This is a genomic window from Treponema sp. UBA7570, from assembly GCA_002477955.1.
Taxonomy (GTDB): Bacteria; Spirochaetota; Spirochaetia; order Treponematales; family Treponemataceae; genus Treponema_D.
Genome location: DLLE01000002.1, coordinates 3,202 through 3,658, shown reverse-complemented (window position 1 = coordinate 3,658; position 457 = coordinate 3,202).

The window sequence follows — 457 nt, the reverse complement described above, 5'->3', positions numbered from 1 at the left end:
ATCAGGCGGTTTGGAAAATAACAGGTTCAATTTCGAGTTCTGTAAATTTACTGTCATTGCCGTGCTTGACACCGCTATATTTGCATAGCAAACTCGCAGAAGCTGTCATTATCGGGCTTGACCCGATAATCTCTGATTTTCGTTTTTTCAGACCGGAATGCTGATTCTGTGAATCCGCTCGTCCGGGCATCTTGAGAAAAAGTCTCCGCCATTTATTACAGGAATAACGATGCCATTGTTTTTATTTAGTTCAATAGAAACTCGGTTATACATCGGCTGTTTACAACATTGTCAGGTGTCAAATACTCGGTTATACATCGGCTGCTTACAATATTGTCAGGTGTCAAAACGTAGGTTGATAGCAGGCAGCTGATAACATTGATAGCTGTCAAAACGTAGATTGATAGCAGTTAACTAACAATATTGATAGCTGTTAACTAACAATATTGATAGCTGT